Origin of the sequence: Streptomyces sp. C1-1 (assembly GCF_050214755.1) — a bacterium.
Lineage (GTDB): Bacteria > Actinomycetota > Actinomycetes > Streptomycetales > Streptomycetaceae > Streptomyces.
On sequence record NZ_CP189826.1, the window covers coordinates 6,496,466 to 6,510,896 of the forward strand.

The 14,431-nt window shown below is 70.5% G+C and carries 13 protein-coding genes; 11 read left to right on the forward strand and 2 right to left on the reverse strand.

Going from position 1 to position 14,431, the window contains the following annotated elements; translation table 11 throughout:
* Positions 1-124 precede the first annotated feature (124 nt).
* Both ACQF4J_RS29605 and ACQF4J_RS29610 read left to right on the forward strand, forming a co-directional pair.
* Positions 125-2,227, forward strand: coding sequence for a hypothetical protein (locus tag ACQF4J_RS29605; protein ID WP_351568637.1), 2,103 nt, complete (start codon positions 125-127; stop codon positions 2,225-2,227).
* A 215-nt stretch (positions 2,228-2,442) separates the two neighbouring features.
* Positions 2,443-3,591, forward strand: a complete 1,149-nt coding sequence (locus ACQF4J_RS29610) for a glycosyltransferase family 2 protein (protein ID WP_427167173.1) — start codon at positions 2,443-2,445, stop codon at positions 3,589-3,591.
* Between the two features lie 5 nt (positions 3,592-3,596).
* Here the strand turns inward: ACQF4J_RS29610 and ACQF4J_RS29615 are convergent, their stop codons facing one another.
* Positions 3,597-5,000, reverse strand: a complete 1,404-nt coding sequence (locus tag ACQF4J_RS29615; protein ID WP_427167174.1) for a polysaccharide pyruvyl transferase family protein — start codon at positions 4,998-5,000, stop codon at positions 3,597-3,599.
* A gap of 191 nt (positions 5,001-5,191) precedes the next feature.
* Between ACQF4J_RS29615 and proB the strand changes: the two genes are divergently transcribed.
* The 5 genes from proB (at position 5,192) to ACQF4J_RS29640 (ending at position 10,172) form a co-directional block, all read left to right on the forward strand.
* Positions 5,192-6,319 carry a glutamate 5-kinase gene (gene proB / locus ACQF4J_RS29620; protein ID WP_351568628.1) on the forward strand — a complete coding sequence of 376 codons (1,128 nt, stop codon included), beginning with the start codon at positions 5,192-5,194 and terminating at the stop codon, positions 6,317-6,319.
* A gap of 186 nt (positions 6,320-6,505) precedes the next feature.
* Entirely contained in the window at positions 6,506-6,934 is a 429-nt protein-coding gene (locus ACQF4J_RS29625) for a hypothetical protein (protein ID WP_058925325.1), read from the forward strand.
* Positions 6,935-6,995: 61 nt separating this feature from the next.
* On the forward strand, positions 6,996-8,282 hold the full coding sequence (locus ACQF4J_RS29630) for a glutamate-5-semialdehyde dehydrogenase (protein WP_351568625.1): 1,287 nt from the start codon (positions 6,996-6,998) through the stop codon (positions 8,280-8,282).
* A 112-nt stretch (positions 8,283-8,394) separates the two neighbouring features.
* Positions 8,395-8,988 carry a hypothetical protein gene (locus ACQF4J_RS29635; RefSeq protein ID WP_351801834.1) on the forward strand — a complete coding sequence of 198 codons (594 nt, stop codon included), beginning with the start codon at positions 8,395-8,397 and terminating at the stop codon, positions 8,986-8,988.
* A gap of 113 nt (positions 8,989-9,101) precedes the next feature.
* Complete coding sequence (locus ACQF4J_RS29640) at positions 9,102-10,172, forward strand: hypothetical protein (protein ID WP_427167175.1); 1,071 nt, start codon at positions 9,102-9,104, stop codon at positions 10,170-10,172.
* Positions 10,173-10,196: 24 nt separating this feature from the next.
* Here the strand turns inward: ACQF4J_RS29640 and ACQF4J_RS29645 are convergent, their stop codons facing one another.
* The gene (locus ACQF4J_RS29645; protein WP_351568616.1) at positions 10,197-11,306 is read right to left on the reverse strand and encodes a M48 family metallopeptidase; all 1,110 of its coding nucleotides are present in this window, start codon (positions 11,304-11,306) and stop codon (positions 10,197-10,199) included.
* Positions 11,307-11,434: 128 nt separating this feature from the next.
* Here ACQF4J_RS29645 and ACQF4J_RS29650 point away from each other — a divergent pair, with 128 nt between their 5' ends.
* The 4 genes from ACQF4J_RS29650 to ACQF4J_RS29665 all read left to right on the forward strand — a co-directional run bounded on the left by ACQF4J_RS29650 (position 11,435) and on the right by ACQF4J_RS29665 (position 14,389).
* Complete coding sequence (locus ACQF4J_RS29650; protein WP_351568613.1) at positions 11,435-11,596, forward strand: hypothetical protein; 162 nt, start codon at positions 11,435-11,437, stop codon at positions 11,594-11,596.
* Positions 11,597-11,739: 143 nt separating this feature from the next.
* Positions 11,740-11,895, forward strand: a complete 156-nt coding sequence (locus ACQF4J_RS29655) for a hypothetical protein (RefSeq protein WP_427167176.1) — start codon at positions 11,740-11,742, stop codon at positions 11,893-11,895.
* 80 nt (positions 11,896-11,975) lie between these two features.
* Positions 11,976-12,674, forward strand: coding sequence for a nicotinate-nucleotide adenylyltransferase (gene nadD / locus ACQF4J_RS29660; protein WP_427167177.1), 699 nt, complete (start codon positions 11,976-11,978; stop codon positions 12,672-12,674).
* Between the two features lie 17 nt (positions 12,675-12,691).
* Positions 12,692-14,389, forward strand: a complete 1,698-nt coding sequence (locus tag ACQF4J_RS29665; protein ID WP_427167178.1) for an LCP family protein — start codon at positions 12,692-12,694, stop codon at positions 14,387-14,389.
* Positions 14,390-14,431 lie beyond the last annotated feature (42 nt).

Genomic DNA, 14,431 nt, shown 5'->3' on the forward strand with positions numbered 1-14,431 from the left:
ACTTCCGTTATTCAGGCCTCTGCTTTCCGGGGTTAATGCAGTGCATTGAGCAGTGCATCGTCCGGGCCATCGCAGGGGCCTGAATACATTCAAAACCGGCACTCCCTCCCAGAGCAGGTTCTCCGTGATATCCACCGCTATTCGCGTCGCCCGGGTGGGCAGCGCGGCCGAGCTGGCCGCGGCGGCGCTCATGATGCTGGGCTTCCCGGCGCTGATGCTGGCCGCGCTCGTCCCGAGCGTGCCCGCCTTCGCCGCGGCCGCCGCCGTGACGTACGTCGCCGACCACTATCTGCACCGCAAGGGCAGCTACCTGGTCAACCGGCTCAGCAAGGTCCGCGCCGGCCTCTCGATCCGCTTCCTGATCCGAGAGCTGCTGCTGATCCTGCTGCTGGCCCGGCTGTCCCTCGCGGACAACCTGATCTACTACGGCGCCGTCGCCTGCTTCATCGCCTTCTACGGCCTCCAGGCCCCGCACGGCGCCCTGGTCACGCTGATCCGCAACCGTCGCCGGATGCCGGTCGCCACCCGCAACGTCGACCTGAAGTCCCGCATCCGCATCCCGGACGCCCCGCCGCGCTTCCTGCTGAACCGCTCGGCCGAGAAGATGCTCCACCTCGACCTCGCGGCCGTCGCCGGCATCCTGGTCGCCGCCGAGATGAAGACGTCGGTGCCCGGCTTCATCGGCATCGGCATCACCATCTTCCTGGGCTGCCTGTACGTCCTCGCGCTGATGCCGTACGTCCGCGGTGGCAAGATCCCGCCGAACGCCGAGAAGGTCCTGGCGGCCGTCGACGACTGGCTGCGCGAGTACAAGCCGGAGACGGTGCTGTACTTCTCCGGCTCCAAGGACTCCGCCTACCAGGTCAACATGTGGCTGGAGACGATGGAGCAGCTCGACTCCCGGCCGCTGGTCATCCTGCGCGAGCGGGTCATCCTGGCCAACCTGGCGCCCACCACGGCCCCGGTCATCTGCGTGCCGGGCGGCGTCCACCTGATGAACATGGACCTGAGCACCGTGCGCGTCGCGCTGTACGCGGCCAACGTCGGCAAGAACATCCACCTGCTGCGCGTGCCCACCATGAAGCACGTCTTCATCGGCCACGGCGACAGCGACAAGCTCGCCAGCGTCAACCCCTTCAGCAAGGTGTACGACGAGGTGTGGACCGCCGGCCGCGCGGGCCGCGACCGCTACGCCATCGCCGACGTCGGCGTCCGCGACGACGACATCGTGGAGGTCGGCCGCCCGCAGCTGGCGCCGATCCAGGGCCGGCAGGGCCTGCCGGAAGGCCCCGGCGCCGACGGACGCTGCCCCACCGTGTTGTACGCGCCCACCTGGGAGGGATGGGACGGCAACCCGGGCAACACCTCGCTCGTGCTGGCCGGCGAGAACATCGTGAAGAAGCTCATCAAGGCCGACCCGCCGGTCCGTGTGCTGTACAAGCCGCACCCGTTCACCGGCACCGTCAGCAAGGAGGCCGGCGCCGCGCACCAGCGCATCACCGCGCTGGTCGAGAAGGCCGCAGCCGAGCGCGCCGCCGACCCCCGCTTCACCTCCGACGCCGCCGCCCAGGCACAGGCCAAGGCCGAACTGGCCCGCATCGAGACGCGCCTGGCCGAACTCTCCGGCACCGCGGGCGACCGCGGCGACGAGGCCGAGGCCACCCGTGACGGTGTGGTCGACCTCAAGAAGCACGAGGAGGTCGCCCGGCTGCGTGCCGAGTGGAACGACGCCTACTGGCGCTCCTGCGGCAGCTTCGAGCACCGCGTCGTCACGGGCGCCGAGCCGCGCCTGTACGACTGCTTCAACGTCTCTGACGCGATGGTCTCCGACATCTCCAGCGTGGTCTCCGACTTCATCGCCAGCGGTAAGCCGTACGCGGTGACGGACTCCGCCGAGCTGGGCGTGGAGGAGTTCAAGCGGCAGAACACCGCCGTGCGCGCGGCCACGATCCTGTCCAACTCCGCCGCCGAACTGGGCGAGCTGCTGGCCGCGGTCCGCGACCCCGCCGCAGACCCGCTGGCGGAGGACCGCAAGGAGCTCAAGGAGTACCTGCTCGGCCCGGACGAGCCGACCTCCATCGAGCAGTTCAACACCGCGGTCGCCGACCTGGCGCTCAAGGCCGAGACCCGCAACCTCGGCCAGGAGTCCCGCGCCGCCGCGGCCGGTACCCCCGGCGCCGACGAACTGTCGGACGCGCTGTCGGCGCAGCCGCCCACCACCGCGTGAGCGCCACTGTGTGAAAACGGTGAGAAGGGCCCGGTTCTCGAGGAGTGATCCTCGAAAACCGGGCCCTTTTTACGTACGTACAGGCAACCCACCACCCTGGTCGTCCGTCTAGTAGATAGCCAATAAGACGATACGGGGGAAAGATCCCGTGACGAGGGGGAAATGTGACCGTGGCGCAGCCTGATGTGACTGTCGTCATCGGAGCGTACGAAGCGATGCCCTACCTGGTCGAATGCCTCGCGTCCGTCGAGGCACAGACCATCGACCCGGAGCGCATCGAGGTCATAGCGGTGGACGACGGCTCCACCGACGGCACGGGGGAGTGCCTGCAGGAGTTCGCCGACCGCGTCTCCATGCCCGTCACGGTGATCCGCCAGGACAACTCCGGTGGCCCCAGCGGCCCCCGCAACGTCGGCCTGAGCAAGGCCGCCGGGCGCTACGTGTTCTTCCTCGACGCCGACGACCGGCTCGGCCCCGAGGCCCTGGAGCGCATGGTCGACATGGCCGACCGCAACGGCACGGACGTCGTCCTCGGCAGGGTCGAGGGCATCAACCGCAAGCCGCCGCAGTCCATGTGGGGCAAGACGCTCGAACGCACGGACGTCTTCTCCTCGAACATCAAGTTCACGCTGAGCGCGCAGAAGCTGTTCCGCCGGGAGCTCCTGGAGCGGCACGGCATGCGCTTCGACGAGTCCCTGTGGACCGGCGAGGACGCGCTGTTCACGATGGAGGCCTATCTGCGGGCAGACGGCGTCTCCGTGATCGCCGACCACACCTGCTACTACCTGGTCGGCCGCGACGACGGCAAGCACGTGACCAAGAGCGGCGGTTACACCCTGCGCTTCGACTCCGCGCGCGCCCTGATGAACCTGATCGCCGACATGGTGCCGCCCGGCGAGCGGCGCGACTCGCTCATGCACCGGCCCTTCGTGGTCACCCTGCTGCCGCAGTTCGGCCCCAAGTACCTCAAGGACAGCGAGAAGGTACGACGGCACAAGTTCGAGCTGGCCAAGCCGCTGATGGAGCAGTTCTGGACCGAGGGAGTGGCGCGCCGGCTGAAGGTCGAGGAGCGTCTGCGGCTGCACCTGGTGGCCGAGGAGCAGCCCGAACTCCTGCTGCCCGTGGTGGAGTTCGTGAAGGCGAAGAAGCAGGCGGCGGCCCTGCTGGAGAAGCGGGGCCACCACGTCTACCTCGCCTACCCGCACTTCCGTGACGCCTCGGCGGGCATACCCGACTCGGTCTACCTCGCCACCCCGCGCGAGGCCAGGGCCTTCCCCGGCTACCGCGAGCACACGCCCACCTCGGTCCTGCGCCGCGCGGTGCGCAAGGCCCGTCGGGTGCTGAAGGCGCCCGCGGCGGCCTGACACCGTTACTGGCGGCCCGTCTGCAGCGCCCGTCTGATCGGGCGGGCCACCACGCGGCGGGCCTTGCGGTAGACGGACGTCGGCGCCGGTGTCGTGGCGGAGCGCTCCAGCTCGCGCCTCAACCGGTCGTTGTCCACGGACAGTTCGGCGAGCCGCGTCTGCATCCAGCCGAACCGGGAGGTCAGCGAGGCCAGGTCGGCGTCGTTCCAGGGGCGGATGCCCGCCGGGAAGGACAGCGCCTTCATCCGGGCATCGAAAGCCGCGCCGCCGTCGCCGTGGGTGAAGGTGTTCTCCAGGCCGTTGCGGCCGAGGAACGCCGTGAAGCGCTCGAAGCGCTCCGCGTGCCCGCCGGTCAGACCGGTGAGGTCGGCCTCCTCGTACAGCCGCGCCGGGTCCAGGTCCTCGGGCAGCTTGTCGATCCTGCGGTGCGGGATCTCGAAGTAGCGGCACAGCTCCAGCGTCCGCGAGTCGCCGCACAGCACCGTCGCGGGCGTGCCCGCCAGCAGCGCCGCGATGTTGCCGTGGATGCGGGAGCCGAACGAGAAGTCGTAGCCGCGCAGATCGTCGATCCAGGTCACCGGGTCGACGTAGACGCGGACCTTGTCCTCCCGGTACATCGGGTGGTCCGGGTGGGTCGGGATCGCGGTCACCGCGGCGTTCGGGTGCGACAGGTCCCGCCAGTGCAACTGCCGTGCGTCGCTGAGGTTCTGGCCGATGAAGGTCAGGTGCGGATAGCGGGCGTGGGCGCGGTCGACGACCTTGCCCAGCCCCTGCTTCTGCACCGCGCTGTGCGAACCGTTGACCGCGATCCGCGACGCGGCGGTCAGCTCCGGCACCCGCTTGCTCACCGGCAGCTCGTCGCCGTACAGGAACAGTGACGGGCAGCCGATGACCTCCACGTCGTGGAAGCCCAGGCCCCGCAGGTACTTCTCGGTGAACTCGCCGCGCACCCCGATGGACGCGCTGCGGTCCAGCACCGCGGAGACGAAGTCGCGCACCGACTCCTCCATGGGCTTCAGCCGCTCCGCGTTGTAGCTCAGCCCGGCCTGCGCGCCCACGCCCAGCACCACCACCGGGATGCGCAGCCGGCGGATCAGCCGCGTCAGCCGCTTCAGCTGCCCCTCGAAGGACGGCCGGAAGGCGTTGGCCAGCGGCACGACGAAGACGTCGTACTCCTCGTTGATCCGTTCCGCCGCCGACACATCCGTCCGGATGCCGTTCGAGACGACCTCCGTGCCGGGTGTCTCGAGGATCTTGTGCGCGGCGTCGCTGAAGATCAGGTTGCCGGAGTTGGTGGCGATGACGTCCTGGTGCAGTGCCTCCTCCACCGAGAAGACGTCATAGGGACTCTTCCCCGACCGGAGGAGGATGCGCTGTGCAGGACGGGCCTGGTGATCTATGGGTGACACGACATTCAAATTAAGTTTGCCGGGACTTTTATTTCTATAGGCAACCAGTGCAACCTTTTTGCCGTACGCACCGCGTGAGCATCCGGTTACGTGCCGCGTGTCCGGTGCGTGGACCGATGCGCGCCGCCCGTGCCCCTTCGCGTAGATTGCCTGGCGGGGCAACCCGAGCGCGCGAGGGGACGGACAAGCAGGTGGCAGGGGCAAGGCAGGGCGTGGCGGAAGCCCGCAGGATCGTCGTCAAGGTGGGTTCCTCGTCGCTGACCACCGCCTCGGGCGGCCTGGACGCCGACCGGGTCGACGCGCTGGTCGACGTCCTCGCCAAGAGCCGCAGCGGGGGAGAGAGGGAGATCGTCCTGGTCTCCTCCGGTGCCATCGCCGCCGGTCTCGCCCCGCTGGGCCTGCGCCGCCGCCCCAGGGACCTGGCCCGCCAGCAGGCCGCCGCCAGCGTCGGCCAGGGCCTGCTCGTGGCCCGCTACACCGCCTCCTTCGCCCGCTACGGCGTCCGCGTCGGCCAGGTGCTGCTGACCAGCGACGACATGAGCCGCCGCGCCCACCACCGCAACGCCTCGCGCACCCTCGACAAGCTGCTCGCCATGGGCGCGTTCCCGATCGTGAACGAGAACGACACCGTCGCCACCGACGAGATCCGCTTCGGCGACAACGACCGCCTCGCGGCGCTGGTGGCGCATCTGGTCCACGCCGACCTGCTGGTGCTGCTCTCCGACGTCGACGGCGTCTACGACGGCGACCCCGGCAGGCCGGGCACCTCGCGGATAGCGGAGGTGCGCGGCCCGCAGGACCTCGCCCACGTCGAGATCGGCAGCGCGGGCAAGGCCGGCGTCGGCACGGGCGGCATGGTCACCAAGATCGAGGCGGCCGGCATCGCCGCCGCGGCCGGCATCCCCGTCGTCCTGACCAGCGCCGTGCACGCGGCGGAGGCCCTGTCCGGCGGGGACACCGGGACCTACTTCCACGTCACCGGCAAGCGCTACGCCGACCGCCTGCTGTGGCTGCAGCACGCCTCCACCCCGCAGGGGCACCTGACCCTGGACGAGGGCGCGGTACGGGCCGTCGTCGAGCGGCGCAAGTCGCTGCTGCCGGCCGGCATCGCCGGCGTGGAGGGCGACTTCACCGCCGGTGACCCGGTCGAGCTGCGCGACGGCGAGGGGCGCGCGGTGGCCCGCGGGCTCGTCAACTTCGACGCCAAGGAGATCCCCCAGCTGATCGGGCGTTCGACGCGGGAGCTGGCGCGCGAACTGGGCCCGGCCTACGAACGTGAGGTCGTCCATCGGGACGACCTGGTGATCCTGCGTCCCTGACGCGCGCCCCCGCGAGCCCGGCCAGGCAGTTCCGCGGCCGAAAACAGGGTGAACGCCCCGCAAAACGGCCCGCCCTGAGGTGGACGTTCCGCAAAACCGCCCCATGAGCCCTTGCGGCCTGCTCAACTTTGACTCAGGGACCCGTTCCGTACGAGCACCGCTCGCTGCCGCGCAAAGGAGGCCGTCGTGAGACGAGTACGCCCTGGGGCGGCGGCGTCCCGCGGTGGTCTGACCAGTGTCACGGCCGGCGAGTCCTACGAGGAGCCGGCGGACCTGCCCCGACTGTGGCACGTCACCCTCAGCGTCTCCGGCCAGGCCGCCCCGCTGCACGAGGTCCGGCGCGCTCTCGAACAGCTCGCCCACGACCACCCCTTCCTGCTGACCAGCAGGTACGCCAACGACCACGCGGAGATCCGCTACTGGGAAGAGGCCCGCGACCTGCACGACGCGGCCGCCGTGGCCCTGCGCCTGTGGGGCGAGCACCGCCAGACCGCCAAACTGCCGCCCTGGGAGATCGTCGGCCTGGAGGTCATCGACCGCGAGACCTACCACCAGCGCCTCGCCGAGGGATACGGGCCGCCGCCGGCGACCCCTGTCGGAGTTCACCCGTTTTGAGACTGTCTCGGGGTGTGGGACGAGCGGTGAACGGCCCGGTCCGGCGCACTACCCTTCCCTCATGACCACGCTCTCGCCGTACGACTCCATGTCCCCGGTCGCCCAGGCCGCGTACCGCGCCAAGGCCGCCGCCGCCGACCTCGCCCCGCTGCCGCGCGCGGTCAAGGACGACGCGCTCGCCGCCGTCGCGGACGCGCTGGAGGTCCGTACGAGCGAGATCGTCGAGGCCAATGCCAAGGACATCGCCAAGGCCCGCGAGGCCGGCACCAGCGAGGCCATCATCGACCGCCTGACGCTCACCCCCGAGCGGGTGCGCGCCATCGCCTCCGACGTGCGGGACGTGGTGGCCCTGCCCGACCCGGTCGGCGAGGTCGTCCGCGGCTCCACCCTGCCCAACGGCATCGACCTGCGCCAGGTCCGCGTCCCGCTCGGTGTGGTCGGCATCATCTACGAGGCCCGTCCGAACGTCACCGTGGACGCCGCGGCCCTGTGCCTGAAGTCCGGCAACGCGGTCCTGCTGCGCGGCTCCGCATCCGCGTACGAGTCGAACACCGCTCTGGTGCGTGTGCTGCGCGACGCCGTGGGCGGGGCGGGGCTGCCCGCCGACGCCATCCAGCTGGTGCCCGGCGAGAGCCGCGAGAGCGTGCGCGAGCTGATGCGGGCCCGCGGCCTGGTCGACGTGCTGATCCCGCGCGGCGGCGCCTCGCTGATCCAGACCGTGGTGAACGAGTCCACCGTCCCCGTCATCGAGACCGGCACCGGCAACTGCCACGTCTACGTCGACGCGCAGGCCGACCTCGACATGGCCGTCGACATCCTGATCAACTCCAAGGCCCAGCGGCCCAGCGTCTGCAACGCCGCCGAGACCCTCCTGGTCCACCGGGACATCGCCCCCGAGTTCCTGCCGCGCGCCCTGGACGCCCTCGCGGAGGCCGGCGTCACCGTGCACGCCGACCCGCGGGTGCTGGCGTACGCCGAGGACACCAAGGCGACCGTCGTCGAGGCCACCCCGGACGACTGGGACACCGAGTACCTCTCCTACGACATCGCCGCCGCCGTCGTCGACTCCCTCGACAAGGCCGTCGAGCACATCCGGCTGTGGTCGTCCGGTCACACCGAGGCGATCGTCACCACCTCCCAGCAGGCCGCCCGCCGCTTCACCCAGCTGGTCGACTCCACCACCGTCGCCGTGAACGCCTCCACCCGCTTCACCGACGGTGGCCAGTTCGGCTTCGGCGCGGAGATCGGCATCTCCACGCAGAAGCTGCACGCGCGCGGCCCGATGGGCCTGCCGGAGCTGACGAGCACCAAGTACATCGTCACCGGGGACGGCCACATCCGCCGCTGAGACCGGGGCCCGCGGCGGGGCGCATATGCGCCTGGTACATGCGCCCCGCACGCTTCGCCGCCCGCGAGAGGTGTCTCACACGGCGGATGAATTTCCATACCGTCTGCCCAAATTGACCCCCCAGGTCTACTCTGGATCCGTGCCGGAGGACGTGGGGGGCACGCCGTTCCCTGACGGCTGGGAGCCCGAAGACGACCACGACCGCGGGGTGTCGGACGAAGAGTTCGCCTCCGTGGTCTTCGACGAGGCCTTCGTACGGGCGGCCGTGGTGCACGAGCCGACCGCCGTCGAACGCCTCCTGGCCGCCGCCCAGGCCAGAGCCGAGGCCTCCGAGGCGGAGGCCCGCCGGGCCCACGGACGGGGCGAGCGGTACGACGAGGGATACGAACCCTCCCGTTTCGGCCATGATCCCGAGCTCGACGACCTGGACGACACCGATGTCCTCGAGGGCCCCTACGGCACCTCGGGCCCCTACGGCAAGCAGGTCCGCTGGCACCGCCCGGTCGCCTGGATGCTCGCCCTCGTCATGGGGATCGGCATGGTCGCGCTGGCCTTCACGGCCGTCTACAGGGGTGCCTCCTCCAGCGGCCGGGACCAGGTTCCACCGCCCGCGTCGACCGGTCTGGAGCAGGGCAGCGCGCCTCCGCCCTCCGCCTCCGCCGAGACCTCCCAGCCGGCCATACCGGTCATCCCGCGCACCCCCTGAGCGGGGACCCCGAGCGATCCGGCCACGTACGGTCCCGGTCCTGGTGAGAACCTGTCAGAACTTGTCGTGTACCAGGGCGTTTACCGGAGCGTCCGGAGACCTACCCTGAATGTATGGGCGGGCCTGGAGACCCACCTGAGGGGACACCCGAGGGCGGCCCCGGAGGTGGAGAGGACGAGTACCGATCCGTCGTCTTCGACGAGTCGTTCGTCCGGGCTGCCCGCCTGCAGGAGTACTCCGCGCGCGAGCGCATGTCCGACCACGCCCCCGCGGTACGCCGCCGCCCGCCCCTGCACCGGGGCCTGTCCCGGCAGGCACTGATCCTGGTCCTGCTGATCGCCGTCGCCTTCGGCACCGCGATCTACATGGGTGTACGCCACCCCTACCAGAGCTCCGTCGCCCGCCGGCCCGTCGAGCCCCTGCGGATGACCGTCATCCCGCTCACTCCCCAGGGCAAGGTGCCCGGGACGGCCGACGCCGAGTACCTGTACACGCACAGCCCCGCCGCACAGTTCCGCATAGGCGCCGAGGGCATACCGCTGCCCGCCGCCCGGCGCACCGCGCACTTCTCCGACAGCCAGGTGGTGGCCGCCCTGACCACGGCCAAGGACTACATCGTCCGCTCCTCGCTCTATCCCGAGGTGATCGGCAGTCAGGACGTGCGCGCCGTGCGCGTCATGCTCGACGGCGCCCAACTCGACCAGTTCGACCAGAGTTTCGCCCGCCCGACCGCCGACGGGCGCCACCAGCCCACCGGTTGGCTGGTTCGCTTCGACCAGACCCGTGCCGAGCTCGCGGACCGCAGGATCCGTGTCCAGGGCTCGATGGAGGCCGCCGAGACCGACTCCGCCACTCTGGAGGTCACCGCGGACCACACCTTCGTGTACGCGCTGAAGCCGACCGGCTCCGCCGCGAACGCCCCGGCCTCCCTGTTCACCGTCCGGCGCGAGCTGCACTTCCGCTTCGACCGCGACGACCTCCGCCTGCACCAGGCCCAGCTCGTCGTCTCCTACGTCCAGGCCGGCCCGCTGTCCTGCGCCGAGGACTCCACCAACCACTTCTACCCGCTGCTGGCCGGCCAGACGGCCAGGTCGGGCGGCCCCGCGGGCACCGACCCGTACGCGACGGGCGGCGCCACGGCACTCTGCGGCACGCTGGCCACCGGGGCGCAGCCGAAGGTGTGAGGGCGCTGCGGTCCCCGGCGTCGGTCAGTCCTCGTCGCGCGGCGGCGCGTCCGTGGGCGGCCGGTCCGTCGGCGGTTCGTCCTGCTGCGGTGTGCTGGTGAAACCGTCGAAGCCGCGCCGCACCCGGCCGCCGAGGCCCCCGGCCCCGCCGGCGATGTCGCTGACGAGCTTCATCAGCGGGTCCTTGGAGCTCTTCACATTGCCGGCGTAGCTGGCCGCCGACTCCCGGAACGAGTCCGAGACCGAGGTGTCCTTGTCCTCGTCGCGCCGCGGGTAGTGGCCGTCCATGATCCGCTGGTAGTCCCGGGTCTCGGACCACTTCTTCAGCTCCGCAGCCCGGATGGTGGTGAACGGGTGGCTGCGCGGCAGCAGGTTCAGGATCTTCAGCACCGAGTCGCGCAGGTCGCCGCCCGACTCGTACTCCTCGGCCTGCTTCAGGAACGCGTCCACGTTCATCTCGTGCAGATGGTTGCCGCCCGCGATCTTCATCAGGCCGCGCATCGACGCGCGCAGGTCCTGCCCGACCAGCAGGCCCGCCCGGTCGGCCGACAGCTCAGACTTGCGGAACCACTCGCGCAGCGCCGTCACGATCGCCATGATCGCGAGCGTGCCCAGCGGGATCCACGCGACGCGGATCGCCAGGTTCGTCAGGAACAGCAGGATCGTGCGGTACACCGCGTGCCCGGACAGGGCGTGGCCCACCTCGTGGCCGATGACCGCCCGCATCTCCTCCTCGTCGAGCAGCTCGACGAGCCCGGTGGTGACGACGATGATCGGCTCGTCCAGGCCGATGCACATCGCGTTCGGCTGCGGGTCCTGGTTGACGTACATCGGCGGGACCTTCTCCAGGTCCAGGATGTAACAGGCGTCCCGCAGCATGTCGTTGAGGTGGGCGAACTGCTCGTCGGACACCCGAACCGAGTCCGAGAGGAACAGCAGCCGCAGGCTGCGCTCGGGCAGCAGGCCACTGAGCGCCTTGAAGACCGTGTCGAACCCGCTCAGCTTGCGCAGCGCCACGAGCGCGCTGCGGTCCGCCGGGTGCTCGTACGCACGCGAGGAGATCCCCGGGAAGCGCCGGCGCTGCCTGCTCGGTACGTGCTCGTGCCCGTTGTGCTCGTGGCCGTCGTCGGACATGTCTTCCCCCATGTGCGTGTGAGTGGCCCTTTGCGGACCCTTGTGCGGCCCTTTGCGCCCCCGAAGCAAGCCCCAGCCTAGGCGGAGTTACCGTGGACGGGCACCACACCGAAGGAGAGTCCCGCACCATGGAGCACATCCCAGCAGCCGCCTGGCTCGCCACGGCCGCCAGCGCCCCCCAGCACCAGGGATCGGGCTACCTGCTCCGGGTCGTGCTGGTGGTGATGATCCTGGGCTGCGCGTTCACCGGGTGGTTCCTGCTGCGGGGCTACAAGCGGAAAGACGACTGAGGGCCGCCCAGGGTTCCCCGACGGCGGAGTCGGCGTGATCGCCGACACGGCCCCCGCTTACCATGAGCCGACGTCTTATCCCGCCCTCCCCCAACTCTCGACTCCGTTCGAGCGGGGGACCCCGACGATAGGTCCTGCCGAAGATGAGCCTCCACGCCACCGCTGCCCACCTGGTCACCCTCGCCGAAGCCGAGGGCGGCAACCACGAGAGCCTCAACCCCGCGATCACCGGCGGCGGCGCCCTCGCCGTCCTGCTGCTCCTGCTGTGGATCACCACCCGCTTCAACCGCGACCGCTGAACCCCGCACCGCCCGGTACCGGGACAACCCGGGCATCCGTCGAACGGAGCGCTCAGGCCGGGCCGGTAGGGTCTGCACGCATGGGAGAGCAGGACATGCCTACCGGTCCGGCGATGGACATCGCGAGCGGCACCACGGCCCGCCGGGCGAGCGGCACCGAGACCCGCCCGGTGAACGGCCCGTCGAACCCCGGCAAGCGCCGCCTCGGCGTCATGGGCGGAACGTTCGACCCGATCCACCACGGGCACCTCGTGGCGGCCAGCGAGGTCGCCGCGCAGTTCCACCTGGACGAGGTGGTGTTCGTACCCACCGGCCAGCCGTGGCAGAAGACCCACCGCCATGTCTCCCCGGCCGAGGACCGCTACCTGATGACGGTCATCGCGACCGCCGAGAACCCGCAGTTCTCGGTGAGCCGCATCGACATCGACCGTGGCGGCCCCACCTACACCGTGGACACCCTGCGCGACCTGCGTGCGCTCAACCCCGACACCGACCTCTTCTTCATCACCGGCGCCGACGCCCTCGGTCAGATCCTCACCTGGCGCGATTCGGAGGAGCTGTTCTCCCTCGCGCACTTCATCGGCTGCACCCGCCCCGGCCACCATCTGACCGACCGCGGCCTCCCCGAGGGCGGCGTCTCGCTGGTGGAGGTTCCCGCACTGGCCATCTCCTCCACGGACTGCCGTGCGAGAGTCGCCAAGGGAGACCCCATCTGGTACATGGTGCCGGACGGAGTCGTGCGCTATATCGACAAGCGCGAGCTGTACCGCGGCGAGTGAGCCGAGAGGGGCTACCGGTGAACGACCGATACGACGCGGGCCACGGCGGCGACCAGGGCGACCAGTACGAGCTCGTCGGCTACGACGAGTACGGCCGGCCCGTGTACCGGCCGGTCGCCCCGCAGCAGGCGCCGCAGCAGTACGACCCGTACGCGCAGCAGCAGGGATACGGCTACGACCCGTACGCGACGGGCGGCCGGCAGCAGGCGCCGCAGTACGACCCGTACGGCGGCGGTCAGCAGCAGGCCGTGCCCTCCTACGACCCCTACGCCGCCGGCGGACCCCAGGGCGGGGCCCCGGCACAGCCGTACGACCCCTACGGGCAGGCCGCGGCCAGTGGTCAGCAGCCCCGGGTCGCCGAGCAGACCGCGTACATCCCGCAGCAGGCCGGACCGGCCGAGCCGGCCGAGGACACCGCGCCGCCCTCCCGGCCCGAACGGGACTACCACACCGAGCAGTTCGCCTTTGTCGAGGAGGCCGAAGGCGACCCCGAAGACGTCATCGACTGGCTGAACTTCACCGAGAACCGCACCGAGCGCCGCGAGGAGGCCAAGCGCCGCGCCCGCAGCCGGCTCATCGCCCTCGTGGTCGTCCTGGCCCTGGTCGCGGTCGGCGGTGTCGGCTACCTCTGGTACGCCGGGAAGTTGCCCGGCCTGTCCACTTCGCACTCCAAGACCGGCACGGCGACGGCCGCGGGCGCCCAGAACCGCGACGTGATCGTCGTCCACCTGCACAACACCAAGAAGGGCGGCACCGCCACGGCGCTGCTCGTCGACAACACCACCACCAAGCAGGGCACCACCGTCCTGCTGCCCAACTCCCTGGCCGTCACGGACGAGGACGGCACCTCGACCACCCTCGCCAAGTCGGTCGACGAGGACGGCTCCTCCGGTACCCGCGACGCCCTCGACACCGTCCTCGGCACCAACATCGAGGGCACCTGGCGGCTGGACACCCCCTACCTGCAGAACCTCGTCGACCTCGTCGGCAACATCGAGGTCGACACCAACGCGGACGTGCCCGACCCGGACGCCAAGAAGAAGGGCACCGCACCCCTCGTCCACAAGGGCTCGAACCAGACCCTCAGCGGCAAGATGGCTGTCGCCTACGCCACGTACCGTGCCTCCGGCGAGGCCCAGAACGCCCAGCTGGAGCGGTTCGGCCAGGTCATGCAGGGCGTGCTGCGCAAGATGTCCTCCGACCCGACGGCCGCGACCACCACCGTGCAGACACTGGCGCAGATCCTCGACCCGTCCCTCACCGACAAGGATCTCGGCACCTTCCTCGCCAAGCTCGCCGACCTCGCCAAGGGCGGCGACTACAAGACCGCCCTGCTGCCCGTCCAGGGCGACGGCACGCTCAGCGCGCAGACCGCGGCCAGTGTGGTCAAGGACGTCCTCGGCGGCACCGCCAAGAGCCCCGACCAGGGCTCCGCCGTCCGCGTCTCCGTCGAGAACGCGAGCGGTGTGAAGGACGACACCGAGAAGGCCCGCGTGGTCCTCCTCAACGGAGGTTTCACCTTCCTGGGCGGCGGCACCGCCACCACCACGGCCACCTCCAAGGTCGTCTACGCGAACGCCGCCGACAAGGACAACGCCACCGAGGTCGCCAAGACCCTGGGCCTGCCCACCAGCTCCGTCGTCAAGGGCAGGACCGCCTCGAACGCGGACGTCTCGGTGACCCTCGGCCAGGACTACAAGCCGTCCTCGTCCTAGGAAACGGCAGGTGGCACGCGCGGACGCCCCATGTGATCCCTT

Coding starts and splice junctions, on each gene's coding strand:
- ACQF4J_RS29610 (WP_427167173.1), top strand. CDS start 2,443: ATGCCCTACCTGGTCGAATGCCTCGCGTCCGTCGAGGCACAGACCATC.
- ACQF4J_RS29630 (WP_351568625.1), top strand. CDS start 6,996: ATGACCACGCTCTCGCCGTACGACTCCATGTCCCCGGTCGCCCAGGCC.
- ACQF4J_RS29640 (WP_427167175.1), top strand. CDS start 9,102: ATGGGCGGGCCTGGAGACCCACCTGAGGGGACACCCGAGGGCGGCCCC.
- ACQF4J_RS29645 (WP_351568616.1), bottom strand. CDS start 11,306: ATGTCCGACGACGGCCACGAGCACAACGGGCACGAGCACGTACCGAGC.
- ACQF4J_RS29650 (WP_351568613.1), top strand. CDS start 11,435: ATGGAGCACATCCCAGCAGCCGCCTGGCTCGCCACGGCCGCCAGCGCC.
- ACQF4J_RS29655 (WP_427167176.1), top strand. CDS start 11,740: ATGAGCCTCCACGCCACCGCTGCCCACCTGGTCACCCTCGCCGAAGCC.
- nadD (WP_427167177.1), top strand. CDS start 11,976: ATGGGAGAGCAGGACATGCCTACCGGTCCGGCGATGGACATCGCGAGC.